Annotated in this window: 25 protein-coding genes, 1 pseudogene and 2 riboswitches; of the genes and pseudogenes, 14 read left to right on the forward strand and 12 right to left on the reverse strand. The window is 70.4% G+C overall.

All coding sequences use genetic code 11. From position 1 onward, the window contains the following. Window positions 1-92 precede the first annotated feature (92 nt). The 7 genes from ACX80N_RS02620 to ACX80N_RS02650 all read left to right on the forward strand — a co-directional run bounded on the left by ACX80N_RS02620 (window position 93) and on the right by ACX80N_RS02650 (window position 7,382). Entirely contained in the window at window positions 93-1,616 is a 1,524-nt protein-coding gene (locus tag ACX80N_RS02620) for a sugar ABC transporter ATP-binding protein (protein WP_459338177.1), read from the forward strand. Continuing rightward, a complete protein-coding gene (locus ACX80N_RS02625; protein WP_105031715.1) occupies window positions 1,613-2,644 on the forward strand; it encodes an ABC transporter permease in 1,032 nt (343 codons plus the stop codon). Before ACX80N_RS02620 ends, ACX80N_RS02625 begins: the two co-directional genes overlap by 4 nt. Beyond that, window positions 2,644-3,657, forward strand: a complete 1,014-nt coding sequence (gene yjfF, locus ACX80N_RS02630) for a galactofuranose ABC transporter, permease protein YjfF (RefSeq protein WP_459338178.1) — start codon at window positions 2,644-2,646, stop codon at window positions 3,655-3,657. The genes ACX80N_RS02625 and yjfF overlap by 1 nt, the downstream gene beginning before the upstream one ends. Before the next feature lie 34 nt (window positions 3,658-3,691). Next, the gene (locus tag ACX80N_RS02635; protein WP_459338179.1) at window positions 3,692-4,570 is read left to right on the forward strand and encodes an aminodeoxychorismate lyase; all 879 of its coding nucleotides are present in this window, start codon (window positions 3,692-3,694) and stop codon (window positions 4,568-4,570) included. A 107-nt stretch (window positions 4,571-4,677) separates the two neighbouring features. Continuing rightward, a riboswitch (SAM riboswitch) is annotated at window positions 4,678-4,796 on the forward strand. 159 nt (window positions 4,797-4,955) lie between these two features. Then, on the forward strand, window positions 4,956-5,873 hold the full coding sequence (locus tag ACX80N_RS02640; RefSeq protein WP_459338180.1) for an ABC transporter substrate-binding protein: 918 nt from the start codon (window positions 4,956-4,958) through the stop codon (window positions 5,871-5,873). Between the two features lie 10 nt (window positions 5,874-5,883). Beyond that, window positions 5,884-6,648 (forward strand): amino acid ABC transporter permease, encoded by a 765-nt coding sequence (locus ACX80N_RS02645; protein ID WP_105031719.1) that lies wholly within the window; start codon window positions 5,884-5,886, stop codon window positions 6,646-6,648. Further along, window positions 6,645-7,382 carry an amino acid ABC transporter ATP-binding protein gene (locus ACX80N_RS02650; protein WP_105031720.1) on the forward strand — a complete coding sequence of 246 codons (738 nt, stop codon included), beginning with the start codon at window positions 6,645-6,647 and terminating at the stop codon, window positions 7,380-7,382. Before ACX80N_RS02645 ends, ACX80N_RS02650 begins: the two co-directional genes overlap by 4 nt. Window positions 7,383-7,458: 76 nt before the next feature. Here the strand turns inward: ACX80N_RS02650 and ACX80N_RS02655 are convergent, their stop codons facing one another. Genes ACX80N_RS02655 through ACX80N_RS02665 form a run of 3 tightly spaced genes read right to left on the reverse strand, consistent with a single transcriptional unit; the run spans window position 7,459 to window position 10,354 of the window. Next, on the reverse strand, window positions 7,459-8,256 hold the full coding sequence (locus ACX80N_RS02655; protein ID WP_459338181.1) for an energy-coupling factor transporter transmembrane component T family protein: 798 nt from the start codon (window positions 8,254-8,256) through the stop codon (window positions 7,459-7,461). Next, on the reverse strand, window positions 8,253-9,749 hold the full coding sequence (locus ACX80N_RS02660) for an ABC transporter ATP-binding protein (protein WP_459338182.1): 1,497 nt from the start codon (window positions 9,747-9,749) through the stop codon (window positions 8,253-8,255). The genes ACX80N_RS02655 and ACX80N_RS02660 overlap by 4 nt, the downstream gene beginning before the upstream one ends. Next, on the reverse strand, window positions 9,746-10,354 hold the full coding sequence (locus ACX80N_RS02665; protein WP_105031722.1) for an ECF transporter S component: 609 nt from the start codon (window positions 10,352-10,354) through the stop codon (window positions 9,746-9,748). Before ACX80N_RS02665 ends, ACX80N_RS02660 begins: the two co-directional genes overlap by 4 nt. A gap of 61 nt (window positions 10,355-10,415) precedes the next feature. Continuing rightward, a riboswitch (TPP riboswitch) is annotated at window positions 10,416-10,540 on the reverse strand. A gap of 116 nt (window positions 10,541-10,656) precedes the next feature. Between ACX80N_RS02665 and ACX80N_RS02670 the strand changes: the two genes are divergently transcribed. Beyond that, entirely contained in the window at window positions 10,657-10,917 is a 261-nt protein-coding gene (locus ACX80N_RS02670; RefSeq protein WP_105031723.1) for a DUF4235 domain-containing protein, read from the forward strand. A 92-nt stretch (window positions 10,918-11,009) separates the two neighbouring features. On the opposite strand, the gene ACX80N_RS02675 is transcribed toward ACX80N_RS02670, so the two are convergent. Then, complete coding sequence (locus ACX80N_RS02675; protein ID WP_459338183.1) at window positions 11,010-12,137, reverse strand: FUSC family protein; 1,128 nt, start codon at window positions 12,135-12,137, stop codon at window positions 11,010-11,012. 165 nt (window positions 12,138-12,302) lie between these two features. Here ACX80N_RS02675 and ACX80N_RS02680 point away from each other — a divergent pair, with 165 nt between their 5' ends. Next, entirely contained in the window at window positions 12,303-12,596 is a 294-nt protein-coding gene (locus ACX80N_RS02680) for a hypothetical protein (RefSeq protein WP_459338184.1), read from the forward strand. Between the two features lie 15 nt (window positions 12,597-12,611). Here the strand turns inward: ACX80N_RS02680 and cycA are convergent, their stop codons facing one another. Then, window positions 12,612-14,063 (reverse strand): D-serine/D-alanine/glycine transporter, encoded by a 1,452-nt coding sequence (cycA, locus tag ACX80N_RS02685; protein ID WP_459338466.1) that lies wholly within the window; start codon window positions 14,061-14,063, stop codon window positions 12,612-12,614. A gap of 233 nt (window positions 14,064-14,296) precedes the next feature. Here cycA and ACX80N_RS02690 point away from each other — a divergent pair, with 233 nt between their 5' ends. The 5 genes from ACX80N_RS02690 (at window position 14,297) to ACX80N_RS02710 (ending at window position 18,697) form a co-directional block, all read left to right on the forward strand. Further along, window positions 14,297-14,944, forward strand: a complete 648-nt coding sequence (locus ACX80N_RS02690) for a 4a-hydroxytetrahydrobiopterin dehydratase (protein ID WP_105031726.1) — start codon at window positions 14,297-14,299, stop codon at window positions 14,942-14,944. A 15-nt stretch (window positions 14,945-14,959) separates the two neighbouring features. Beyond that, on the forward strand, window positions 14,960-16,531 hold the full coding sequence (locus tag ACX80N_RS02695) for an FAD-dependent monooxygenase (RefSeq protein WP_459338185.1): 1,572 nt from the start codon (window positions 14,960-14,962) through the stop codon (window positions 16,529-16,531). Beyond that, window positions 16,528-16,869, forward strand: coding sequence for a UBP-type zinc finger domain-containing protein (locus ACX80N_RS02700; protein ID WP_459338186.1), 342 nt, complete (start codon window positions 16,528-16,530; stop codon window positions 16,867-16,869). The genes ACX80N_RS02695 and ACX80N_RS02700 overlap by 4 nt, the downstream gene beginning before the upstream one ends. A gap of 164 nt (window positions 16,870-17,033) precedes the next feature. Beyond that, on the forward strand, window positions 17,034-17,417 hold the full coding sequence (locus tag ACX80N_RS02705; protein WP_240615142.1) for a LexA family protein: 384 nt from the start codon (window positions 17,034-17,036) through the stop codon (window positions 17,415-17,417). Window positions 17,418-17,422: 5 nt separating this feature from the next. Continuing rightward, window positions 17,423-18,697 (forward strand): Y-family DNA polymerase, encoded by a 1,275-nt coding sequence (locus ACX80N_RS02710; RefSeq protein ID WP_459338187.1) that lies wholly within the window; start codon window positions 17,423-17,425, stop codon window positions 18,695-18,697. A gap of 11 nt (window positions 18,698-18,708) precedes the next feature. Here ACX80N_RS02710 and ACX80N_RS02715 read toward each other — a convergent pair whose 3' ends face one another. From ACX80N_RS02715 to ACX80N_RS02745, 7 genes and pseudogenes are all read right to left on the reverse strand, one after another. After that, window positions 18,709-19,089, reverse strand: coding sequence for a response regulator transcription factor (locus ACX80N_RS02715; RefSeq protein WP_157940212.1), 381 nt, complete (start codon window positions 19,087-19,089; stop codon window positions 18,709-18,711). Window positions 19,090-19,402: 313 nt separating this feature from the next. Then, window positions 19,403-19,753: pseudogene (mnhG, locus tag ACX80N_RS02720) on the reverse strand (monovalent cation/H(+) antiporter subunit G); the annotation flags it as partial. Window positions 19,754-19,757: 4 nt separating this feature from the next. Continuing rightward, window positions 19,758-20,015 (reverse strand): monovalent cation/H+ antiporter complex subunit F, encoded by a 258-nt coding sequence (locus ACX80N_RS02725; RefSeq protein ID WP_105031732.1) that lies wholly within the window; start codon window positions 20,013-20,015, stop codon window positions 19,758-19,760. After that, a complete protein-coding gene (locus ACX80N_RS02730; protein ID WP_459338188.1) occupies window positions 20,012-20,560 on the reverse strand; it encodes a Na+/H+ antiporter subunit E in 549 nt (182 codons plus the stop codon). Before ACX80N_RS02730 ends, ACX80N_RS02725 begins: the two co-directional genes overlap by 4 nt. After that, window positions 20,557-22,167, reverse strand: a complete 1,611-nt coding sequence (locus ACX80N_RS02735; RefSeq protein WP_105031734.1) for a Na+/H+ antiporter subunit D — start codon at window positions 22,165-22,167, stop codon at window positions 20,557-20,559. The genes ACX80N_RS02730 and ACX80N_RS02735 overlap by 4 nt, the downstream gene beginning before the upstream one ends. Then, on the reverse strand, window positions 22,164-22,658 hold the full coding sequence (locus tag ACX80N_RS02740) for a Na(+)/H(+) antiporter subunit C (protein ID WP_459338189.1): 495 nt from the start codon (window positions 22,656-22,658) through the stop codon (window positions 22,164-22,166). Before ACX80N_RS02740 ends, ACX80N_RS02735 begins: the two co-directional genes overlap by 4 nt. After that, window positions 22,655-25,651, reverse strand: a complete 2,997-nt coding sequence (locus ACX80N_RS02745; protein WP_459338190.1) for a Na+/H+ antiporter subunit A — start codon at window positions 25,649-25,651, stop codon at window positions 22,655-22,657. Before ACX80N_RS02745 ends, ACX80N_RS02740 begins: the two co-directional genes overlap by 4 nt. Window positions 25,652-25,750: the final 99 nt, after the last annotated feature.

The raw sequence follows: 25,750 nt of genomic DNA on the forward strand, positions 1-25,750 counted from the left end.
ACCGGATCCGGCCCCGCGAGGGTGGCCGGGTCACCAGGAGAGCCGGATGCGGTGGGGACGACCCGCCGCATCCGGCCACAGGAGGGCAGGGCATGAGCGAGAGCACCCCCGTAGTGGACATGAAAGGCATCTCGATCGCCTTCCCGGGCGTGAAGGCGCTCGACGGCGTCGACTTCCGGCTGTTCCCGGGAGAGGTGCACGCCCTGCTGGGTGAGAACGGCGCCGGGAAGTCCACCCTCATCAAGGCGCTCACGGGCGTCTACGCGGTCGACGACGGCACCATCACCGTGCTGGGGGCCCGCCAGAGCTTCGGCACGCCGGCCGAGGCGCAGGCTGCCGGGATCAGCACCGTCTACCAGGAGGTGAATCTCTGCCCCAACCTCTCGGTCGAGGAGAACATCCTGCTCGGTCGCGAACCGCGCAGGCGCGGCGGCATCCACTGGCGGAACGTCCGCCGGAAGGCGGAGGAGGTCCTCGATCAGCTCCAGCTGGGCCACATCGACCCGCGGTCCGTGCTGTCGTCCCACTCGATCGCCGTCCAGCAGCTCGTCGCCATCGCCCGCGCCATGCAGGTCGAGGCCCGGGTGCTCATCCTCGACGAACCCACCTCGAGCCTCGACGCGGACGAGGTCCAGCAGCTGTTCTCGGTGATCCGGACACTGCGGGACCGGGGCGTGGCGATCCTGTTCGTGTCCCACTTCCTCGAGCAGGTGTACGAGGTCTCGGACCGCATGACGGTCCTGCGCAACGGCAGGCTCGTGGGCGAGTACCTGACCGCCGACCTCCCTCGCATGGGCCTGATCTCCAAGATGATCGGCAAGGAACTGGACGCGCTGGCCGAACTCGAGGCGGCCGAGAGCCGGCGCCAGCCCGACCGCGCGGAGCGGACGCCGTTCCTGCAGGCGGAGGGCCTGGGCAGGAAGGGCTCGGTCAGGGACGTGACCATCACCGTGCACGCCGGCGAGATCCTCGGCCTCGCCGGCCTCCTCGGATCCGGCCGCACCGAGACGGCCCGGCTGCTCTTCGGCGCCGACCGCGCGGACCAGGGACGGCTGAGCATCAACGGGTCCGTCCGGACGCTCCGCACGCCCCGCTCGGCCATCGACCGGGACATCGCATTCTCCTCGGAGAACCGGAAGGAGGAGGGTCTGATCAGCGACCTCTCGGTGCGCGACAACCTGATCCTGGCCATGCAGGCCGGCAAGGGCTGGTGGCGGCGCGTGCCCCGCAACACCCAGGACCAGCTGGCCGAGCAGTTCATCGAGACCCTCGACATCCGCCCGGCCAACAAGGACGCCCTCATCCGCGACCTCAGCGGAGGCAACCAGCAGAAGGTGCTCCTGGCGCGCTGGCTCATCACCGAACCGAAGCTGCTGATCCTCGACGAACCGACCCGGGGCATCGACATCGGCGCCAAGACCCAGATCCAGAAACTCATCAGCGGCCTCGCCTCCGGCGGGATGTCGATCGTCTTCATCTCGGCCGAGCTCGAGGAAGTGCTGCGCCTCAGCGACACCATCGCCGTCCTCAAGGACCGGCACATGGTGGCCGACATCCCGAACGACGGAGTCACCATGGAGGACGTCATGACGGTCATCGCGGGGACCGGCGCATGAGCGCCCTGCTGAGGCACCGCCTGACCTGGCCCGTGCTCGCGCTGGTCCTCCTGCTGCTGCTCAACCAGCTCTTCCGCGCGGACTTCCTCTCGGTCCGCATCCAGGACGGCCACCTGTACGGGAGCCTGATCGACATCCTCCGCAACGGGGCGCCGACCATCCTGATCGCCCTCGGCATGACGCTCGTCATCGCCTCCCGCGGCATCGACCTCTCGGTGGGAGCGGTCGCGGCCATCGCCGGTGCCATCTCCTGCATGTACATCTACAGCTCACCGGACCCCTCCTCCTGGCAGACCGCCGCCATGGGGGTGACGATCGCCGTCGTGGCTGGCCTGGCCCTCGGGCTCTGGAACGGTTTCCTGGTCTCCGTCATCGGCATCCAGCCGATCATCGCCACGCTGGTGCTGATGACCGCGGGGCGGGGCCTGGCCCAACTGGTCACCGACGGGCAGATCATCTCCGTCTCGAACGACTCCTACCAGGCGATCGGCGCTGGATTCTTCCTCGGCCTGCCCATCGCGATCCTCATCGCGGCAGGCGCCTTCGGCGTCGCCGGCCTGCTGACGCGCCGCACGGCCCTCGGGACGCTCATCGAGGCCGTGGGCATCAACCCCGTGGCCAGCAGGCTCGCGGGGATCGACGCACGCACCATCACCTGGACGGTGTACGTCTTCAGCGGGCTGTGCGCGGCCGTCGCCGGCCTCATGATCAGTTCGAACGTGACGGCGGCGGACGCCAACAACGCGGGTCTCTACATCGAGATGGACGCGATCCTCGCCGTCGTCATCGGCGGCACATCGCTCGCCGGCGGCCGGTACAGCCTGGTGGGGACCCTCGTGGGGGCACTCATCATCCAGACCCTGACCACCACCGTGTACACGCTGGGCGTCCCGCCCGAGGCCACCCTCGTGTTCAAGGCGCTGGTGGTCATCATCGTGTGCCTCCTGCAGTCCAGCAGGGCCCGCACCCTCTTCAGGCAACGCAGGCGTCCCGTGACCGAGCAGTCCCAAGTGAAGGTGGCCATCTGATGTCGGTCCTCACCCGCACCCCGGCACCCCTCGACCGCCGCCGCATCAGCCGGCTGCAGGGCAAGGCACGCTACGCCCCCACGCTGGCGACCGTGGGCCTGTTCCTCGCGATGTTCGCCGTCGGTGCCGCCATGTACCCCGGGTTCCTGTCCGGGCAGGTGTTCCTCAACCTCCTGATCGACAACACCTTCCTGATCGTCCTCGCCGTCGGCATGACCTTCGTGATCCTCACCGGCGGGATCGATCTGTCGGTCGGCTCCGTGGTCGCGCTGTCCATGATGATCGCCGCCGCCCTCCTGCAGGCCGGCTGGAACCCGTTCGCCGTGATTCTCCTCGTGCTCCTGACCGGCGCGGTCTTCGGCCTGGCCATGGGCGCCGTGATCCAGGTCTTCGAGATCCAGCCGTTCATCGTGACCCTCGCCGGGCTGTTCCTGGCGCGCGGACTCTGCTATGTCATCAGCGTCGACTCCATCACCGTGACCGACCCCTTCTTCACCTCCATGGCCCAGGCGAGGATCCCGCTGGCGGACAAGCTGTTCGTCTCCCCCGGCGTCGTGATCGCCCTCCTCGTCGTCGCCGTCGCGTTCTACGTGCTGCACCAGACCCGGTTCGGCCGCACCGTGTACGCGATCGGCGGCGGGGAGTCCTCGGCACTGCTCATGGGCCTGGCCGTCCCGCGGACCAAGATCCTCGTGTACGGGATCAGCGGGCTGTGCTCCGCGATCGCCGGGATCCTGTTCTCGTTCTACAGCCTCTCCGGGTACAGCCTGGCGGCCACCGGGCTGGAACTGGACGCCATCGCGGCGGTCGTCGTCGGCGGGACGCTGCTGACCGGCGGGTACGGCTACGTGCTCGGATCCCTCGCCGGGGTGCTCGTCCTCGGCATCGTGCAGACGTTCATCTCCTACGAGGGGACCCTGAGCTCGTGGTGGACGCGCATCGTGATCGGGGCCCTGCTCCTGGCCTTCATCCTGCTGCAGAAGCTGTTCACCCGGAAGGTGCGCCTGACCTGAGGGCTCCGGCGCCCCGGGCCGATACGCTGGGGCCATGACTGTTCTCGTGTTCCTCGACCCGGCCCACGACGACGGCAGGATCGCCGACGCGTCGCAGCCGCAGCTCATGATCTCCGACCTCGGGGCCACCCGCGGTGACGGCGTCTTCGAGTCGATGCTGGCCGTGGACGGGACACCCCGCAAGGAGCGGGCGCACCTGGCGCGGCTCGCGTCCTCGGCCGCGGCCCTCGATCTTCAGGTGCCCGACGCCGAGGCGTGGAGCCGTGCCATCCGCACCGCCCTGCGCGCGTTCGCCGCGGCCGAGCCCGGCCGGAGCGACGCCGTCGTGAAGCTGATCGCCACCCGCGGCGTCGAGGGCGCGGGACGGGCGACGGCGTGGGTGCAGGCGGCGCCGGTCCCGGCGTCGACCCTGACCCAGCGCGAGGCGGGCCTGAAGGTCCTCTTCCTCGAACGCGGCTACGACAGCACGGTGGCGCAGCGCGCGCCGTGGCTGCTGATGGGCGCGAAGACCCTCTCCTACGCCGTCAACATGGCCGCGATCCGCTACGCCAAGGCGCACGGCGCCGACGACGTCATCTTCACCTCCTCCGACGGCAAGGTCCTCGAGGGCCCCACCTCCACCGTGCTGCTCGCCCGCGAGCGCGACGGGCGGAAGACCCTCCTCACGCCGCAGCTGGAGAGCGGCATCCTGGCGGGCACCTCGCAGGCCGCGCTGTTCGCGGCGGCGAAGGAGCAGGGGTGGGAGCTCGGCTACGGTCCGCTCGAGCCGCACCACCTCCTGGAGGCCGACGCCGTATGGCTCATCTCGAGCATCCGGCTCCTCGCCCCCGTCCTCTCGCTCGACGGGCAGGAGCTCCGCACGTCGGCCCCACTGACCGCCGAACTCACGGAGCTCGTGGACCGCTTCGTGTGAAGTCCGCCACACCACCCGCCTGAACGGGCGTGATTGCGCGTCAAGCGGCGCAATGTCCGTGGTCCCGTTTTGACCCGGCACTCCGTCCTGCCCTAGCGTTTTGCTGAAATCAAGAGTTCCAGCCTTCAGGCCCTGGCCGGCTGGACAGCAACCCTCTCCCGTAGTGGGGTGCTCCAGGTGAAGATTCGGTCGCCGGGCCCAGTCCCCCGGTTGGCAAGTACGGCGTCGTGCGGTCATGTCCCGGCTTTCGTCGGCACCTCCCGCCACAGCGCGCACAGCCCAGAACAGCGAGCGTGTCACCGAGCAGCATCTCCTCCCCCGCCGGTACCCGGCGAACGATCTCACCCAGTGCGCCCTCCCCGGGCCCGCCTCCAAGAAGGACACCATGAATCTTTCCCGCAAGCTCCTCGCGGCACTCGCCGTACCCATGCTCGCCCTGACCGTCTCCTGCGGCAGCAGCTCCAGCAGCGAACCCGCCGAGACCACGGACGCCCTGGCCGGCAGCGACCAGCAGTCGCTGGACAAGTACACCACCGAGACCACCACCCCGATCGAGGAGATCGACACGGCGGACCTCGGCCTCATCACCGACGGCACGCTGCGCGTCGGCACGCTGTCGGACGCCCCGCCGAACATCTTCCTCGAGGACGGCGTCTTCACCGGCTACGACAACGAGCTGCTGCGCGCCATCGGCGACAAGCTGGGCCTCGAGGTGGAGTTCGCGTCCACTGACTTCTCGGCGCTCCTCGCCCAGGTGCAGAACAAGCAGTACGACGTCGGATCCTCCTCGATCTCCACCACGGAGGCCCGTCGCGAGAACGTCGGCTTCACCAACGGCTACGACTTCGGCTACATGGCCGTCGTCGCCAAGAACGGCTCCCCGGTCACCGGTTTCGACTTCCTCTCGGAGAGCACCCGCATCGGCGTGGTCCAGGGCACCGTCCAGGACGACTACGTCTCCAACACCCTGGGTCTGGAGCCCGTGCGCTTCCCGGACTACAACACCGTCTACGCGAACGTGAAGAACGGCCAGGTCGACGCCTGGGTGGCGCCGTCGCAGCAGGCCACCGGCCAGGTCAAGGAAGGCGACGACACCACCATCGCCGAGACGATCATCAACACCGAGAACTTCACCGCGTACGCCGTGAACAGCGACAACCAGCCCCTCATCGACGCCCTGAACGCGGGCCTCGACGCCGTCGTCGCCGACGGCACGTGGACCGAGCTCACCAAGGAGTGGTACCCCGACCGCGAGATGCCCTCCGACTGGAAGCCCGGCAGCAAAGCCGTGGAAGTAAAGTAGCGGTCCCTGCATGGACGCCCTCGAACAGCTCGGCAAGACCTTCTTCGACTGGGAGGCGATGGCAGCCGTCCTGCCGGACCTCCTGACCGTCGGCCTGCCGAACACCCTCATGCTCGCCCTGGCCTCGGGGATCATCGGAACGGTCGTCGGCATGCTCCTCGCGATCATGGGGATCTCCCGCAACCGCGTGTTCCGGTGGATCGCCCGTATCTACACGGACATCTTCCGGGGACTGCCCGCCGTCGTGATCATCCTGCTCATCGGCCTGGGGCTCGGTCCCATCCTCCGGCAGATCACGGGCAGCACCAGTCCGTACCCCCTGGGCATCCTCGCCCTCTCGCTGATCGCCTCGGCGTACATCGGTGAGATCTTCCGCTCCGGCATCCAGAGCGTGGAGAAGGGACAGCTGGAGGCCTCGCGCGCCCTGGGCTTCAGCTACAGCGCGTCCATGCAGCTCGTGGTGGTCCCCCAGGGCGTGCGGCGCGTGCTGCCCGCCCTGGTGAACCAGTTCATCTCGCTCATCAAGGAGTCCTCGCTGGTCTACTTCATCGGCCTCGTGGCCAGTGAGCGGGAGCTCTTCCGGGTCGGTAACGACGCCGCGAGCAACACCGGCAACCTGTCGCCGCTCATCGCGGCCGGGCTGTTCTACCTGTGCCTGACGATCCCGCTGACGCACCTCGTGAACTTCATCGACAACCGGCTCCGCGTGGGCAAGAAGCAGAAGCCCGAACCGGATGAACTGGCCGCGAGGATCGGCGAAGGAGCAAAGGCGTGACGACCATCGAATCGGGAACCCTGACGGGGCGGAACCTGCACCTGTCCTTCGGCACCAACCACGTGCTGCGCGGTATCGACCTGCACGTGGACCAGGGCACGACGGCATCCGTCATCGGCCCGTCCGGCTCCGGGAAGTCGACCCTGCTGCGCGTCCTGAACCGGCTCATCGAACCGGACCAGGGTGACATCCTGCTCGACGGCCGGTCCGTCCTGAAGGACAACCCGGACGAGCTGCGCCGGCGCATCGGCATGGTGTTCCAGCAGTTCAACCTCTTCCCCCACAAGACGGTGCTGGACAACGTCTCGCTGGCGCTGCGCAAGCTCCGGAAGATGTCCGCCGACGAGGCCCGTGAGAAGGCCCTCGCGCAGCTCGACCTCGTGGGCCTGAAGCACAAGGCCGACGTCCGTCCGGGCAACCTCTCGGGTGGGCAGCAGCAGCGCGTCGCGATCGCCCGGGCTCTGGCGATGGATCCCGAGGTGATGTTCTTCGACGAGGCCACGTCCGCCCTGGACCCGGAGCTCGTCAAGGGCGTCCTGGCGCTCATGGCGGACCTCGCCTCGGCGGGCATGACCATGGTGGTCGTCACGCACGAGATGGGTTTCTCGCGCAACGTCTCGGACACCGTGACCTTCATGGACGGCGGCGTGGTGGTGGAGACCGGACCTCCGGCCGCGATCTTCGACGACCCGCGGACGCCGCGCCTGAAGTCGTTCCTCTCGGACGTCCTCTAGGTACTGCGTCGGCCCGTCGAACGGGGGTCCGCCCGGGCGGGCCCCCGTTCCGTTCCCCCACGATCCGTGGGCGCCGTCAGGACAGGATGAAGTTCCAGGTCCCGGCCAGGACGGCCGCCGTCACCGCGCCCGCGGCGACGAGGAGTCCGACGGCGGCCACGACGGCGTCGAGGGGCGAGAAGGTGCTCTCCCGCGCCCACGTGCGACTGCCGCTGCCGAACCCACGGGCCTCCATCGCCGTCGCCAGGCGCGTGGCCCGCCGGATGGCCTGCACGATCAGCCCGAAGGACTGCCCCAGCAGGTTCCGGGCACGGGCGACGGGGGACCCGTCGGAGCCGATCCCGCGTGCATGCCGGGCGAGCCCGAGCATCTCCCACTGCTCCACCAGCAGTCCCACGAGCCGCAGCGACGCCAGCCCCCCGAGGACGAACCGGTGCGGCAGGTGCAGCTTCTGTGCGAGCGCGTCGGCGAGGTCCGTGGGATCCGTGCTGAGCAGGATGAAGATGCCCGGCAGCGCGAGTGCCAGTCCCCTCAGCCCCACGGCGATCCCGGCGGCCACCGACCCCTCGGTGAACAGGAACGGCCCGATGTCGAGCAGCACCGCCCCCGTCTTCTCCGCGAGCAGCGCCGTGCCGTAGGCACCGACCCCCGCGGCGATCAGCAGCGGCCAGATGCGCCGGACGAGGCCCCGTACGCTGATGCCGAGCAGCGGCATCAGCGCGAGCTCGCAGGCCAGGACGACGGCGGCGCTCACCCAGTCGATGCTGGCCATCAGTGCCAGGGTGATCACGACGGCGGCGAACAGCTTGGACACCGGGTTGGCCCGCATGAGCGTCGTCCCGGTGAGCACGGGCGTCAGGTAGTCGGTGCTCATCGGGACACCAGCCGTCCCGCCCCGCCGGAGATGTGCAGGGTGGTGCCGCCGAGGGCGGCGATGAACTCGGCGTCGTGCGTCACCGACAGCACGGCCACGCCGTCGTCGACCAGTTCACGGAGCAGGGTGACGAGCTCCGCCCAGGTCCCCGCGTCCTGGCCGAACGTCGGCTCGTCGAGGACGAGGACGCGCGGCGCGGTGGCGAGCATCGTCGCCACCGACAGGCGCCGTTTCTCCCCGCCGGAGAGCGTGAACGGGTTGGCCTGCAGCAGGTGCGTGAGGCGCAGCCGCTCGGCGACGCTCGCGGTGCGCGTCGCCTCGGCGATGCCGGCCTGCCGCGGCCCGAACGCGAGCTCGTCCGCGACGGTCGCGGTGAGGAACTGGTGCTCGGGTTCCTGGAAGACGGTCCCGATGCGCCGCACCAGCTGGGCCGAGCGCCAGCGGAACGGATCGCTCCCGGCCGTTCCCGCCAGGAGCGGTGAGGCGTCGAGCCGCCCGGCGCGCGGGCGCAGCAGGCCCCCGAGCGTCAGCGCGGCCGTGGACTTCCCGGCGCCGTTGGGCCCGGTGATGCCCAGGGCCTCCCCGGCCCGCACCGTCAGGTCGAGATCCTCGACGGCGGCAGGGCCGCGCCGCGTCCGGGCGACGCCCAGGCCGTGCGCTGACAGGAGCACGCCGTCGCCGAAGCCGGAGCTCCCGGGCATCGTCCCGCCGACAGCGGGCTGCCACCCCGGCACCCAGACCCCTGCCGCGGCGAGGCGCGTGCGGGTGCCCTCCTGGACGAGGACGGTGGCGGGGGGACCGTCGGCGAGGACCCCGCCGGCGGCGTCGAGCACGATCACGCGGTCCACGACGTCCGCCCAGACGGCCACGCGGTGCTCGACGACCACGAGCGTGGCGCCCGTGCGCTCGAGGACGCGCACCACGGCGTCGCGGACCTCCAGGACGCCGTCGGGATCCAGGTTCGCGGTGGGTTCGTCCAGCAGGAGCAGTCCGGGTTCCATCGCGAGGACCGCGGCGAGCGCGAGGCGCTGTTTCTGCCCGCCGGACAGGGCGGTGGTGGGGTGGTCGAGCGGGAGGTCGAGGCCCACGTCGTCGAGCGCGCGTCCCACGCGCCGCCAGATCTCCTCACGGGGCACGGCGAGGTTCTCGGCGGCGAAGGCCACCTCGTCGCCCACGCGGGCGAGGACCACCTGCGTCTCGGGATCCTGCAGGACCAGCCCGGCCCGCCCCCGCGACGCGGCGGGGTGCGTGCCGTCGAGCAGGAGCTCGCCCTCCTGCTCCCCCTCGTCCTGGCTTCCGAGCAGGCCCGCCAGGCCGTGCAGGACGGTGGACTTGCCCGCACCGGAAGCACCGAGGAGCAGCACGCGCTCGCCGGGCTGGATCTCGAGGTCGAGGTGGCGCGCGGCGAAGGCCCTGCGGCCGGCGTGACGCCACCCCCATCCCCGGGTGCGGATGTGCACCGCGCCCGGGGACGGCGCATTCGCTGGTGTCACACGTCCGCCGTACGCCCGGCCGCGAAGGCGGACAGCACGCCCGTCCTCGCGAGGCCGCGCATGGCCAGCCATGAGAGCAGGCCCGCGATGACGACGCCGGAGATGCTCGCGAACAGCGTGTAGAGGAGCTTGAACTCGATGCTCCACAGCGCGTTGTAGAGGATGTTCTCGCTGATGGCGAGCGCCAGGCCCGCACCGAGCCCGGCGAGGAGCGCGACCGGGAGGTTCCACTTCCGGTAGAGGAAGAGCAGGAAGACCAGTTCCGCCCCGATGCCCTGGATGGCCCCGGAGAGCAGCACGCTCACCCCCCACTGGGTCCCGATGAGCGCGGAGACCACCGAGGCCAGCACCTCGCAGTAGATGGCCGCGCCGGGCTTCCGGATGATCAGCCCGCCGAGCACGCCCGCGATGAGCCAGCCGCCCGAGTACAGGCCTGCGAGCGGCGGGAAACCGGCGGTGAGGACGCTGATGCCGGAGTAACCGGCGGACCACGCGAAGAACAGGACGCCGACGGCGACCGCGATGACCGAGGCCACCACGATGTCGACGACGCGCCACTGCCGCGTCGACGCCGGGGCGCCCCTGAGGGATGTTGACGATGCCATGGGAATTCCTCCTGGGATACAGGAGGGGAGAGTGTCGGGCGTCGACGCAGCGATACCCGTGCACTCTGAGAACTCGACTCCCTTCGCCGGTACTAGCCGGATCAGGTTCGAGGGTCTGCGGCGGTCCGCACTCTCAGCGCCCGGCCCGGCAGCATGCTGCCGATCGGCGCTCCCCTGTCGTGTGTTGCTTGAGCGTTCCCGATCCTACACCGGCGCGGCGGTGTCCCGCCGATCGTGCCTGCGATCGGGTGCGGAGCACGACTAGGCTAGGCGCAGGACTATTCGGACCAGAAGGAGAAACCATGAACGTGGTGTTCAAACTGCTCGGCGTCGGCCTCAGCGCGGGTGCGGGCTTCGTCGGGACCAAGCTCGTCGACTTCCTGTGGGAGAAGATCACGGGCGAGGCCCCGCCGAAGAGCAAGGACGGGCTGGAGAACACCCTGCGCTCGGCGCTCGTGTTCGCCATCATCTCGGGGGCCGTGAGCACCACCATCCAGGTGCTCACCAACCGCTCCACGCAGAAGGCGATCGCCCGGTACTCGAAGACCCGCGACCTGACCTGACCCGGTCCGGCCTTCCGCCGGTCGGAGGAGGTCGAAGGGAGGAGGGGCGTCCCTCCTCCCTTTTTCGTGGCATCCCGCGGCCGGTCCCCCGATCAGTCCGCGCCCTCGATGCGCAGCCCGGGTGTCACGGCCTGCAGGATGCGGTGCAGGCTCATGGCGATGGCGGCCGCGGCGCCGAAGGGCACGTCCGGGGTGGAGGAGTCGTACGCCGCGGCCGCGAGGGCCCGCAGGCTGTCCTCGGCGGCCTGGAGCGTGGCGGCGTCGTCCTCCTCCACCGTCCACAGGTCGAGCACGTCACCGACGGCGGTGAACGAGCGCTGGAGGGCCGGCCGGACGGCCCTTGGGATGGGGTGCTCCCTGGACGTCCCGTGCAGGGCGTCCTGCAGCATGTTCGTGATATTCAGCGTGTGGGCGGCGACCACCTCGAGGACCTCCACGTGCTGGTGGTCGCGGCGGACGTCGCGCGGGTGGAAGCGGCGCCGCACGTTGCCCTTCCGGCTCTCGTCCGCGTACTGCAGGGCGTCGCGCGCGTTCCGGGCGGACGCCATGAGGTCGTCCCGGCGCTCCGACCAGCGGGGGTCGTCCGCGGCCCAGTCCGTCTCGAGGGCCTCGCCCATCTCCTGCAGCTGCCGGGCCGCCGTCCTGCGGAGCCGGCTCATCTGCCCCACGGCGTCATTCAGGTTCAGTGGCGGCAGGATCAGCGCGCTCACCGCGACCCCCACGCCCACCCCCACCACGGTCTGCACGAGGTAGCCGAGCGAGTACCCGAGGTTGTCGTTGCCGATGACGAGGACGAACAGCCCGGCGGACGCGATGCCGGACCCACCGCCCGCCGTCCTCCGCAGGGCGCCTCCCAGGAGCACGCCCGCTCCGACGACGAAGGCGATCGTCGCCCAGTTCGGATCCCCTGCCCAGACCGCCACGTAGGCCAGGACGATCCCGATCGTGAGACCGACGACCGTCTGCAGTCCCGACTTCAGCGACCCGGCGACGGTGGGGTAGATCGCGAGCAGGGCGCCCAGCGGTGCGTAGTACGGGTACCGGGAGGCCTCCCCGGGGATGGCCAGCGCAAGGGTCCAGGCGACGGCCGCGGCAAGCGCGGCCTTGGCGGCGAGGAGGAGCTGGGGACTGACCGCCGCGGAGCGCAGGCGGTCCTTCAGGTCGTCGTCGAAACGGGCGGCGAGGACACCCCGGCCGGATGTGCTCCTGTTCTTGGCCATCCCCGCAGTATGGCAGCCGGACCTGAGAACGCCCCTGCTGCAGCGACCCCGGGAACGGAGTCGCCTCCCGGTGACGACCGGCCCCTTACTACTCAGGGATGACGCGCGGGGTCGTCTTCCTTCCTAGGCTTGGAGGGTCGCAGACCGTCGGCCGAAGGAGGAGACATGCGCTTCGTCCACAGCAGGGCCCTCTGGTTCCTAACCACCCTGCTCGTGCTGATGCCGGTCCTCGTGATCGCGCACACCGAGACCGGGCGTGCCCTGGACGCCGCCGTCCTCTACAGCCTCATCACCGCCGCTGCCATCGGGGGTCTCAACGCAGCCCTCGTCAGCCGGCGCCGGCACTCCGGCCCCTCCGGAGAGCCGCCCGCGCACGGCCGGGGGACAGCCTCGCCCGGACCGATGGCGCAGGCCGGACGCACGAAGGACCGCCCCCGGACGGGACGGTCCTTCGTCTGAACGGGAGGGCCGGACCTACGCGGTGCGGGCCCGTTCGGACCGCACCAGGGCTTTGTGCTCCTCGATGCGGGCCTGCTGGAGCGGGGTCCTGCGGTTCAGGAACCAGGCACCGCCGAGCAGCGCGAACCACAGGGGCGCGATGACCAGTGCCAGGCGCGTGTCCTCAGCCTGTGCGAGGGCCACGAGCATGAAGAGGAAGAACGCGAGGACCACGTACGGCATGAACGAGGAGCCGGGCATCCTGAAGGCAGATGCCTCGTGCAGCTCGGGCCGGCGGCGGCGGAACGCGAGGTAGCTGATGAGGATCATGGACCAGACGAACATCGTCAGGACCGAGGCCACCGAGGTGACGATGGTGAAGGCACCGATCACGGAGTCGCCCGAGTAGAGCAGGATCAGCCCGGCGAGCAGGAAGATGCAGGAGAACAGCAGGGCGTTCTGCGGGACCTTGCGGGAACTGAGCTTGCCGAACGACTGCGGCGCGTTGCCGTCCTGCGCCAGCCCGTAGACCATGCGTGAGGTCGAGTAGATGCCGGAGTTCGCGCTGGAGGCGGCCGAGGTCAGCACCACGAGGTTCACCACGACGGCGGCGATGCCGAGGCCTGCGAGCGTGAACATGCCGATGAACGGGCTGTTCGCGGCGTCGATGGTCCGCCACGGGTTGACGGCCATGATCACGATCAGCGCACCCACGTAGAAGAGCAGGATGCGGATGGGGATGGAGTTCACGGCACGGGGCAGCGTCTTCTCGGGGTCCTTCGTCTCCGCGGCGGCGGTGCCCACCAGTTCGATGCCGGCGAACGCGAAGATCGCGATCTGGAAGCCGAGGATGAAGCCGAAGAGACCGTGCGGGAACATGCCGCCGTCGTTCCAGATGTTCGCGAGATCGGCGACCTGCCCGCCGGGCGACTGGAAGCGGGTGGCGATCATGACGATGCCCGTGACGATCAGCGCGAGGATGGCGACCACCTTGATGATGGCGAACCAGAACTCCGCCTCGCCGAACGCCTTCACGGTGGGGAGGTTCAGGAGCAGCAGCACCACGGGGGTGGCGAGCGCCGGGATCCATAGCGGGGTGCCGGGCGCGAGGATGTCGACGTAACCGGCGATGGCGACGATGTCCGCGACACCGGTGACCACCCAGAAGAACCAGTAGGACCAGCCGGTGAAGAAGCCCGCCCAGGGGCCGAGCAGGTCGCCGGCGAAGTCGCTGAAGGACTTGTACTCGAGGTTGGAGAGCAGGATCTCGCCCATGGCGCGCATGACGAAGAACAGCATGAAGCCGATGATCATGTACACGAAGATCACGGAGGGGCCGGCGAGCGAGATGGTCTTGCCGGAGCCCATGAACAGGCCGGTGCCGATCGCACCACCGATGGCGAGCAGTTGGATGTGGCGGTTGCTGAGCGCCCGGGTGAGGTGCGGGGATTGGTGCTGGTCGCCGGCGGCGTGGGCCGTGGAGACCATCGCCGGGGAAGCGGATTCGGGCATGGGGTAGGAATTCCTTCTGCGGCTGCAGGGCATGCGGGCATGACTGCGAGCGGGTGGGTCGGGATGGGGACAGACCTAAAACCCTGAACCGTCCGCGGGCGTGAGTCAAATCACGGCGCCGGGAATCGTCGGTCGACATCCGTCGCGGGCGGCCGTTCCACCCGCCCCGGGGCCTTCTCTGTCCCCCGGGACTTCGACATACTGGCCGCATGACGATCCTCAGCACCCAGGACATCCTCGACGCCGGGCTGGACGACTGGCGGAAGCTGGCCCAGGCACTGCATGCCCGCTTCCTGACGCGCGACTTCGCCACGGGCCTCGCGTTCGTCTCCGCCATCGGGGAACTCGCGGAGGAGGCGGGCCACCACCCCGACGTGACGCTCACCTACCCGCATGTCGACGTGAGGCTCCTCAGCCACGACGCGTCCGGCGTGACCGGGCGCGACGTCGAGCTCGCCCGACGGATCAGTCGGGTCGCCGCCGGCCAGGGTGTCCCGGCCGATCCCGCCGCGCCCGCCGTCGTGGAACTCGCCCTCGACACCGCGGACGTGGCCGCCATCGGTCCGTTCTGGGCCGCCCTGCTGACCGGCGACGCCGGCGCGCGGGACGGGGACGACATCGAGGATCCCGGCGGGCGGGTGCCGCTGCTGTGGTTCCAGCACACCGACGCCCACGAGACCCCGCGGCAGCGCTTCCACCTGGACGTGTGGGTGCCGCACGACGCGGCGGAGGGGCGCATCGCGGCCGCCGTCGCCGCCGGGGGCAGGGTGGTCGACGACGCCGCGGCGCCGTCCTTCACGGTGCTGGCGGACGCCGAGGGCAACCGCGCCTGCGTCTGCACCATCCTCGACCGCTGACCCCCGGAGGCGATGATGACCCCTGAGGGTGCGGCGGACGACGTCGAGGTGCTCGTGGTCGGGGCCGGCCCCACGGGCCTGATGCTGGCGAACTGGCTGGTGAGGCTGGGCGTGCGCGTCGCGGTCATCGACGGCAAGGACGGGCCGACGGTGGAGTCGCGCGCCCTGGGCGTGCACTCGCGCTCCATGGAGATCTACGACCAGCTCGGCGTCGTGGACCGCGTGCTGGCCGAGGCCCAGCACGCCGAGTCGCTGCGCCAGGGGTACGGGCGGAAGGCCTTCACCCCCATCCCGCTGACCCGGCTCGGGCAGGGCCTCACGCCCTACCCCGGGATGTACATGCTGGAGCAGAGCGCCAACGAGCGGATCCTTGCCTCCAACCTGCAGGCAACCGGCGGATCCGTGCGCTGGCGGCACCGGCTGACCACCCTGGAGCAGCACGACGGCGCCGTCTCCGCCGTCGTCGAGGGCCCCGCCGGGACCTCGACCATCCGTGCGCGCTTCGCCGTCGGCTGCGACGGTGCGTCCTCGGCCGTCCGGTCCCTGTGCGGCACGCCCTTCGAGGGCACGACCAGCCGGCAGAGCTTCTACCTCGTGGACGCGCTGGGCGTCCGGGGGCTCAGCCCCGCCTCCGTGAACATCCGCCAGGGCGCCACCGAGTTCCTGCTCGCGTTCCCCATGCGCCCGGCGGAGGACGGCCGGAGCGGGCAGCGCCTCATCGGCATCGCCGGCGACGACACCCCGCCGATCACGGAGGACGTCGCGCGCCGCCGCCTGGCCGAGGGCTTCGGCGTCACGTACGAGGACCACCGCTGGTTCTCCACGTACCGCGTCCACCACCGGATCGCCGCTCGGTTCCGGACCGGCTCCGTGTTCCTCGCCGGCGACGCCGCCCACGTCCACTCACCCGTCGGCGCGCAGGGCATGAACACCGGACTCCAGGACGCCCACAACCTCGCGTTCAAACTCGCGGACGTGGTCGCGGCTCGTGCCCCGGAGTCGCTCCTGGACCGCTACGAGGCCGAGCGCCGACCCGTGGCCATGCGCCTGCTGAGGACGACGGACACCGTGTTCCGCGGGGTCACCTCCCGCAGGAGGACCGCGGTCCTGGTACGCCGCTACGTGCCGCAGGTGGTGCTGCCCCTCGCCATGGCCGTGCTGCCCCGCCTGCCGGTGGGCCGCCGTCTGGCCGGATACCTGGGCCAGCTGAGGATCCACTACCGCATGCCCGACTCGCCCCCGGGGCGGCGCCGCGACGCCGTCGTCGGCCGCCGCCTGCCCTGGACGGGGGAGAACTTCGCGGCACTCCGCACCGCGGTGTGGCAGCTGCACCTGTATGCGGGGGACGACGCCGCGGCACGCCTGGCAGGTGTGGTCGCCGGCGAGCTCGGACTTCCCCTCTCCACCTTCGCGACGACCGGGTCGACCCCGCTCGAGGCCGGCGTGCTGTACCTCGTACGGCCCGACGGCTTCGTGGCGGCGGCGGCCACGCCTGCCGAGGCGCTCCCCGCCTTCGACGCCGCGCGGCGCGCCTCGCCCACAACGGGATCCCCCGCTCACCCCGCCGGGACGAAAGGACTGCCATGACGGACGCCATCGATACGAGCGTCGCCCCCTCGGGCACCGGCTGCAAGGAGTGCGACGCCTCGGGAGGCTGGTGGGTGCACCTGCGCCGGTGCGCCGCGTGCGGTCAGGTGGGGTGCTGCGACAGCTCCCCGTCCCGCCACGCCTCCGCGCACGCGGCGTCGGCCGGTCATCCGGTGGCGATGTCCTTCGAGCCGGGCGAGGACTGGTTCTGGGACTACCGCACGCACCAGTTCACGGACGGTCCTGCCCTCGCCGAGCCGACCAGCCGCCCGGCCGACCAGCCCGTCCCCGGCCCGGCCGGGCGCGTGCCCGCCGACTGGCGACGCCGCATCCACTGACCCGGGCAGCGACACCACGGCCCCCCCCCGTCGTCGTGCTCCGGGCGTCGGTGGCAGCGTCTAGGCTTCGAAGGCCGGCACCGGGACGAGGAGCCGGCACCACGGGGAGACGGGGTGTGAGGATGGACGGTTCCGGTGCGTCCGGTGCGGCGCCGCGCCGGCCGATGGGCTCGACCGAAGGCGGCTCGCTTCTGCCGTCGGGGTACGCCTCCCCCGCCCAGGACTGGTTCGAGGACCGCATCGACCTCAACCGCCACCTCATCAAGGACATCACGAGCACCTTCATCGTCCGGGTCTCCGGGGATGCCATGGAGGGAGCGGGCATCTCCGACGGCGACGAGCTGATCGTCGATCGCGCCCTGCGCCCGCGCGACGGGTCCGTGGTGATCGCGGTGCTCGACGGCGAGCTCGTCATCCGCAGGCTCCGGATCGCACCGTCGGGAGTTCTGCTCGTCGCCGCCCACACCGCCTACGAGCCCATCCCCGTCCCCGATCCGGACCACCTGGTGATCTGGGGGGTCGCCACCCGGTGCCTGCACCATGTCTGAGCACCATGTCTGAGCACCGCAGCAGCATCGCGCTGGTGGACGTCAACAATTTCTACGTCTCCTCCGAGCGCGCCTTCGACCCGTCGCTCGAGGGCCGGCCGCTCGTGGTGCTCTCCAACAACGACGGCTGCGTGATCACCCGCAGCCCCGAAGCGAAGGCCCTCGGCATCAGCATGGGCACGCCGTGGTTCCGCATCGCCGGGCAGGCGCGGGACTGGGGGCTGGAGGTGCGTTCGAGCAACTACGAGCTCTACGGCGACCTCAGCGCCCGCGTCATGGAACTCCTCGGCCGGTACACCGGGAACCTCGAGATCTACAGCATCGACGAGGCCTTCCTCACCCTCCCGGGCCCCCTGGACGCCCAGCACCGCACCGGAACCGAGATACGGGCCGTGGTGCGCCGCCACGTCGGCCTGCCCGTCTGCGTGGGGATCGCGCCCACCAAGACCCTCGCCAAGCTCGCCAACCGCTGGGCGAAGGGCAACCCGGGCTTCGACGGCGTGTGCCACTGGGACCTGGTGCCCGAGGAGCACCGGCGGTCCCTGCTGCAGCGCCTCGCTGTCTCGGACGTCTGGGGTGTCGGGGCGAGGAACGCCCAGCGGCTCAACGCGATCGGGATCGACTCGGCATGGGACCTCGCCGCCGCCGACCCCGTCGGCATCCGCAAGCGCTTCTCGGTGGTGCTCATGAGGACGGTGCTCGAGCTGCAGGGCACTCCCTGCATCACCGGACACGAATCCACCGGCAACGAGCAGGTGCTCTACTCCCGCTCCTTCGCCACACCGGTGACCACGCGGGATGCGATGCATCAGGCGCTCAGCACCTACGCGCAGGGCGCCGCGTCCCGCCTGGCCCGGAAGTCACTGCAGGGGCGGGTGATCACGGCCTTCGCCGCCACCTCACCCTTCAGCACCGGACCCAGGAGCGCGCCGACCGTCTGCGTCCCGCTGCCCGCCCACACGGCGGACCCCCTGGAACTGACGCGCGCCGCGGATCGGCTCCTCCCCCTCGTCGAGGAGGGTGTGCCGTACATCCGCGCGGGCGTGGTCGTCACCGACCTGCGACCCGCCGGCGCCCAGGCCCTGCTGCCGGTCGACGGCTCGGCGCCGAAGGACACAGGTCTTCTCCTACACGACGTGGGCCGGCGGTTCGGACGGTCGGCCATCGGGCTCGGCCACGCGGGGCTGAAGGCGGGCTCCGACTGGACGATGAAACGGGACATGCTCTCGCCCCACTACACGACCAAGTGGTCGGAGCTACCCGTCGTGAAGGCCCGGTAGGCGCACGCGCGTCAGGCGGCAGCCCTCATCGGCAGGACGGCGTCGAGGTGGGCTGCGAGCGCGCGCGGGCTGAACGGCTTGGCCAGGAAGTGGTCGGATCCGGCCGCGAGGCACTGTTCCTCGGTGAGCTGCGGGGGCCGGGCGGAGATCGTGAGGATATGTGCCGTCGATCCGGCGCGCAGCCGGGGGCACAGGTCGAGTCCGTCCATGTCCGGGAGATTGAGGTCCAGCGTGACGAGCTGGGGGTCCACCGTGTCGACGAGGCGCTGCCCCTCGGCTCCCGTGACCGCCTCGTGCACCGTGAAACCCCGGCCGGACAACACGATGCCGAGCAGCCGGCGGATGTCGCCGTCGTCCTCGATGATCACCGCGTTGCGCTGCAGCCCTACCATTCCTGAACCCGATTTCCTTGACGTCGCCCCATGATCAGCAGCCACCTTACCTTCTCCTGCCGGCCCTGCGGCTCTCCACCGGTGGTCCCGGGGGCTGCTTGACAGGCCGGTGACGCACCCTTCCGCGCGCCGTCTGGCCCGTGGAGGTCCGTCGCGCCGCCGTCTGCGCTCAGGCGCGATCCCTGCGCGCCCGCCGGCCGGTGCCACCGGGTGCGCGGGGCGCTGCCGGGTCGACGACGGCGGGATCCACCGGTACCGGGCCGCCGATGGCCGGGGTGCCGGCTGCCGGGTCGGGTTGCGGTGACTCGTGGGCCTCCGCCTCCCCGGCCGCCGCCCGCGCCACGACGTCATCGAGCTCGTCGAGGGTGAGCAGGTCGCGTCGCAGGTGCCGTGTGCGGTAGCCTGCCCGGCCCACCATGTGCGCGGACACCGGACTGGTGAGCAGCTGGAACACCCAGCACAGCACGAGCACGGGTACCAGGAGCCAGGTCCCGTTCTCGACGGCGAGCGCCAGCAGGAAGAGCAGCAGTCCGAGGACCTGCGGCTTCGTGGCGGCATGCATGCGCGAGAGGAGGTCCGGGAAACGTGCGAGGCCGATCCCGGCGGCGAGGGACATGAGGGCCCCGCCGATCATCAGGACGGCGACGACGACGTCGGTGGCCATGGCGCTACTTCCTGTCCGTGACGAAGCGGGCCACCGTGACGGAGCCGATGAAACCGATCAGGGAGATCGTGACGAGCAGGACCAGGTTGTCGAGGTGCCGGTTCGCCACCATGTTCACGACGAGCGCGGCGCCGATGATGGCGAGGACGACGTCGAGCGCCAGCACGCGGTCGAGGATGGATGGGCCCCGGACCGCCCGGAAGAGCGCGAAGGCCAGGGCCACCGCGAGTATTCCTCCTACGACATACATAACGACGGTCATCGGCGAACCCCCTCGGCCCGCAGTGCTGCGAGGTCGTCGCGGCTACCCATGATGCGGATGAGCCATGCCTCCGTGGCGCGGACGTCGCGGCGGATCGCGGCGGCGTCGTCGGCCGAGGCGACGTTGAGGCAGTGCAGGTAGAGGGTCGACGTGGAGCGGTCCACCTCCAGCACCAGCGAACCCGGGATGAGGGAGATGGCATGGCCGGTGGCCGTGACCAGGAAGTCCGAGTGGCTGCGCAGTGTCACGGCGACGACGGCATTGCGGAGCCGCGACCCCCGGGTGAGAGCCAGCCAGAACACCTCGGCGCTGGCCGTAACGAGTTTGAGGAAGAAGCGCCCGAGGAAGGGGATCAGCCACAGGACGTTGAACCGGCCCGTCAGTTCGACGGGCGGCAGGTAGAAGAAGTTCACGACGACGTAGGCGAGGATCGCCCCGAACGCCAGGTTCCCCACCCCGAAGTCGTGCCAGAGGGCGCCCCAGACGAGGACGAGCCAGACGACCAGGGGCAGTTCGGTGATGAGGGGGATGCGCTGGCGGCTCATCGGTCGGCTCCCGGTCCGAGGACTGCCTCGATGTAGGGGGTGCGGTCGAGCATCTCCTGGGCCGCGTCGTCACTGAGGGCGAAGAGCGGGCCGGCAAGGACCGTCAGGGCGAGTCCGAGGACCACCAGGCCGATCGTCGGACCGGTCATGGTGCGGGGCAGCAGGGTGACCGGGTCCTTGCCGGCGAACTTCCCGGTGTCCTCGCCGGTCACGTGGCGGGACGTGCCGATGCTGGTGCCGTCGGCCTTGCTGGCGAGCAGGATGGGGTCCGGGTCGTCGGCATCGGCGGGGCTGCGCCAGAACGCGCGGTTCCAGACGCGCGCCATGACCAGGAGCGTCAGCAGGCTCGTGGCCACCCCACCCGCGACGAGGAGGTAGGCCAGGGGTGTGCCGAGGTCCACGCCGGCCTGGATGAGCCCGAGCTTGCCGAGGAAGCCCGAGAAGGGCGGGATCCCGGCGAGGTTCATGGCGGGCAGGAAGAACAGGACGCCGAGCAGCGGGGAGAGCCGCGCGAGTCCGCCGAGCCGGTCCATGTTCGCGGTCCCACCCCGACGCTCGATGAGTCCCGTGACGAGGAACAGGCTGGTCTGCACGGTGATGTGGTGCGCCACGTAGTAGACGGCCGCCCCGAGCCCGATCCGCGTGGAGATGGCCAGACCGAAGACCATGTACCCGATATGGCTGACGAGCGTGAAGGACAGCAGCCTCTTGATCTCCGACTGCGCGAGGGCACCGAGGATGCCCACCACCATGGTCAGCAGGGCCACGACCATCAGGAGGGAGTTGATGCGGTCACCGGGGAAGAGCAGCGTCTCGACCCGGACCATCGCGTACACGCCCACCTTGGTCAGCAGGCCCGCGAACACGGCGGTCACCGGCGCCGGCGCCGTCGGGTAGGAGTCCGGGAGCCAGAAGGAGAGCGGGAACACGGCGGCCTTGATGCCGAACGCCACGAGCAGCATCAGGTGGAGCACCATCTGCGTGGCAGGATCGACGTCCTCGAGCTTCACTGCGAGGTCCGCCATGTTGACGGTGCCCGTGGCTCCGTAGATCATCGCGATCGCGATGAGGAACAGCATCGAGGACACCACGCTCACGACGACGTAGGTGACACCCGCGCGGATGCGCGGCGCGGTCCCCCCGAGCGTCATCAGCACGTAGCTCGCGGTCAGGAGGATCTCGAAGCCCACGTACAGGTTGAAGAGGTCGCCGGTGAGGAAGGCGTTGGACACCCCGGCGACCAGGATCAGGTAGGTGGGGTGGAAGATCGAGACCGGGCCGTCCTCGTCACCGTCGGCCATGCCCTGCCCCGCCGCATAGATCAGCACCGAGAGGCTGACGGCGGACGAGACCACGAGCATGAGCGCCGAGAACTGGTCCACCACGAGCACGATCCCGAACGGCGGTTCCCAGCCGCCGAGCTTCACGGCGTGCGTCCCGGCGGCCGGCGCGGCGAGGAGCATGACGACCTCGATCAGCAGGGTGACGCTGAGCGTCGTGATGCTGACGGCCCGCTGGGCGCGCGAATGCCGGATGAGGAGGAAGGTGACGGCGGCCCCGAGGAACGGCAGGACGACGGCGAGCGGCGCGAGATCGGCGGCGATCACCGGGCGTCCCCGGACCGGTCGGCGGGAACCGCCCCGGAAGGGGGCGCGTCCGATGCGTCAGAGGTGTCCGACCCGTCGTCGGAGAATTCGGTGGTGTCTGCGGCGATGTCGGCGTCGTCCTCGTAGTCGTAGCTGGGCTGGTCCGCGACGCGGCGGTCCTCGGGGTCGTCCTGGACGACGTCCTGCCGCCCGAGCACCCACGACCGGTAGATGATGCCGAGCATGAACGCCGTGACGGCGAACGTGATGACGATCGCCGTCAGGATGAGCGCCTGCGGCAGGCTGTCGGTGTAGTCCTCCGCCGCAATCCCGGAGACGTACAGGGGGGATCTGCCCCCGCCTCCGCTCATCGCGAGCAGGAGGATGTTCGCGCCGTTGCCGAGGAGGATCAGACCGAGCAGCACCCGGGTGAGGCTGCGCTCCAGCAGGAGGTAGATCCCGGCCGCGAAGAAGACGGCCATGAGCACGATCAGGGTGATGTCGACGGTCATGGCCTGACCCCCTCGGTGGCGGGCGGGACGAGGGCATCCACCCCGGCGTCCTCCTCGACGGGATCGTCCGCCTCGCTGCGCTCGTCGATCTCCGAGCCGAGGCTCCGGAGCACGTCGAGCACCAGGCCGACCACGATGATGTACACGCCGATGTCGAAGATCGTGGACGTCACGAACTTCACGTCCCCGAACACCGGCAGCCAGAACTCGAGGATGTAGCTCTCGAGGACCGCCCCGCCGAGCAGCAGCGGCGCCGCGGCGGTCAGGGACACGATCGCGAGCCCGGCACCCAGCAGGGCGCCGGCGCTGACGGGGCTCGCCTCGGCGAGCTCGAAGCGGCCTCCCGCGAGGTAGCGGATGGCCAGGGCGATCCCGGCGGTGAGACCTCCGGCGAAGCCTCCACCCGGCAGGTTGTGGCCTGCGACGAGCAGGTAGATCGAGAGCACGATCATGGTGTGGAAGATCAGCCGCGTGACCACCTCGAAGACGATCGAGCGGCGTTCTGGGGCGAGGGTCCGCCCGGCGACGAGCCACGGGTCGCGCGGGACGTCGGCGAAGCGGGCCGCCAGTGCCAGCGCGGCGCCCGACCGCCCGCGGGCGTCGAGGAGTTCCTGTCCCCTGTCCACCGACCCGTCCTCGACGCCGTCGGCCCGGCGCCGGTGGTCGCTGCGCCCGCGGATGAAGATGAGGCTGGCGATGCCGGTCGCGGCGAGGGCCAGGACCGTGATCTCACCGAAGGTGTCCCAGGCGCGGATGTCCACGAGCAGCACGTTGACGGCGTTCGCGCCACCGCCATCGTCGTAGGCCATCTGCGGGTAGGCGAGCGAGATGGGCGCGGCGTTGCGGGACGCCATCGCCGACATCGCGATGACGGCCATGATCCCGCCGAACGCGATGCCGAGGACGGCACGCAGCAGGCGGTGCCGGCTCTCGGCCCGGTTCCAGAGGCGGGCCGGCAGCGAGCGCAGCGCGAGCACGAACGCCACCAGCACGATCGTCTCGACGAGCATCTGCGTGAGCGCGAGGTCGGGCGCCCCGTGCAGGGCGAAGACGGCAGCCATGCCGTAGCCGGTGATCCCGACCATGAGCACCGCCATAAAGCGCTTGTTCGAGCGCAGCGCGGCGATGATCCCTACGATGATGGCACCCACCACCACGATCTGCGCCGGGGACTGCGCGATCCGGAAGCTCGTGGGCAGCGGGGCGTCGAAGATGATGAGCGCGGTCAGCGGGGTGACGACCGCGGTGGCCAGTATGACGAAGAGGTAGAACGCCAGGGAACCGCGCTGCGTCCGTCCGGTGATCCAGACCGCGACGTCGTCGAGCACGCCGATCACCGACCGGTACACCACCTCCGCCTCACGCATCGACGGCAGGCGCTCCTGGAACTGCTCGAAGGGGCGGCGGAGGAGGTAGAGCGCCCCTCCCGCCACCAGCGTGACGCCCGAGAGCAGCAGCGGGAGTCCGAAGCCGTGCCACAGGGCCAGGTGCGGGGCGGCGTCGTCGGACGCGAAGAGGGCGGCGTACGGCTGGACGAGTGCATCCAGCGGCCCCGGCCAGACACCGAACACCACGGAGGCGACGGCGAGCACGGCCGGTGCCAGCAGGAACGAGGTCCGCACGCGCGGGAAGGCGGTCCGCGGCCCGCCGTGCTTGAGCGCGAAGGCCCCCCACACGAACCGGGCGCTGTAGGCGAAGGTGAGGACGGAGCCGACCACGATCCCACCGAGCAGGAGTGTCCCGGCCGCGCCGTCCTCGGCACGATGCGCGAAGGCCTCGAAGACGGATTCCTTGGCGACGAAACCCAGCAGCGGCGGCACGCCACCCATGGACCCCGCGGCCACGAGGGCGACGGCGAAGAGCACCGGCGACGTGGCTCCCACACCGGACAGGACCCGGAGGTCGCGGGTGCCGGCCTGGTGGTCGATGATGCCGACCACCAGGAAGAGCGTCGCCTTGAAGAAGCCGTGCGCGAGGAGCAGGCCCAGACCGGCCACCGCGCCGTCGCGTCCACCGAGCCCCACCACCATGGTGAGGAAGCCGAGCTGGCTCACGGTGCCGTAGGCGAGGACGAGCTTGAGATCGAACTGCCGGAGCGCCCGCCACCCTCCGAGCAGCATCGTGGCCATCCCGAGGACGAAGATCACCGGGTGCCAGAAGGCCGTCTCGCTGAAACCGGGGGCGAAGCGCGCCACGAGGAACACCCCGGCCTTCACCATCGCCGCAGCATGGAGGTAGGCGCTGACCGGGGTCGGCGCCGCCATCGCGGCGGGCAGCCAGAAGTGGAAGGGTACGAGCGCCGACTTGGTGACGGCTCCCACCAGCACCAGGGCGATGGCGACGTCGACCAGCGTCCCCCGTGCCGCGAGCGCGCCGGCATCCGCGAGGATCTCCGAGAGGCGGTAGGTCCCGGCCTCCTGCCCGAGCATCACCAGTCCCACGAGCATGGCCAGGCCGCCGAAGGTGGTGATGATGAGGGCCTGCAGCGCGGAACGGCGGGCCGAGAGCCGGTGCCGCGAGTAGCCGATGAGCAGGTAGGACAGGATCGTGGTCAGTTCCCAGAAGATGAACATCAGGATCAGGTCATCGGCGAGGACGAGCCCGAACATCGCGGCGGCGAAGGCGAGGAGCTGCGCCCCGAAGGCCCCGACGTCGGGGTCGTCGTTCTTGAAGTAGCGCGCGCAGTAGAAGAGCACGAGGGCCCCGACGCCGAGGATCAGGATGCAGAGGACGGCTGCCAGGGCATCGAGCCGGAAGGCGAGCTCGAGCTGCAGGCTGGGGATCCAGGGGATGACGAGCGACGGCGGCGCACCGGGCGCACCGTTCGGCGCGGCCTGGTCGGCGGCGAGGACGCCGGGGAGTTCGACGAGGAGCCACACGAAGGCCGCCGCCGGGGCTGCGGCGAGGACGAAGAAGGCGGACCTGCCGAGCCGGGAGAAGAGGACGGGCGCCACTAGTGCCAGCGCGAACATCGCGATCAGCACGGAGAGCATGGGAGTCTCGATCTTCCACTGGGGGACGGTCGGGCTCCACCCAGTCTACCGAAGGAATTACTTCAACCTTCCACCGATACGGAGCCGGTCGTCGACCCG

This window comes from Arthrobacter sp. MDT2-16, from assembly GCF_054510925.1.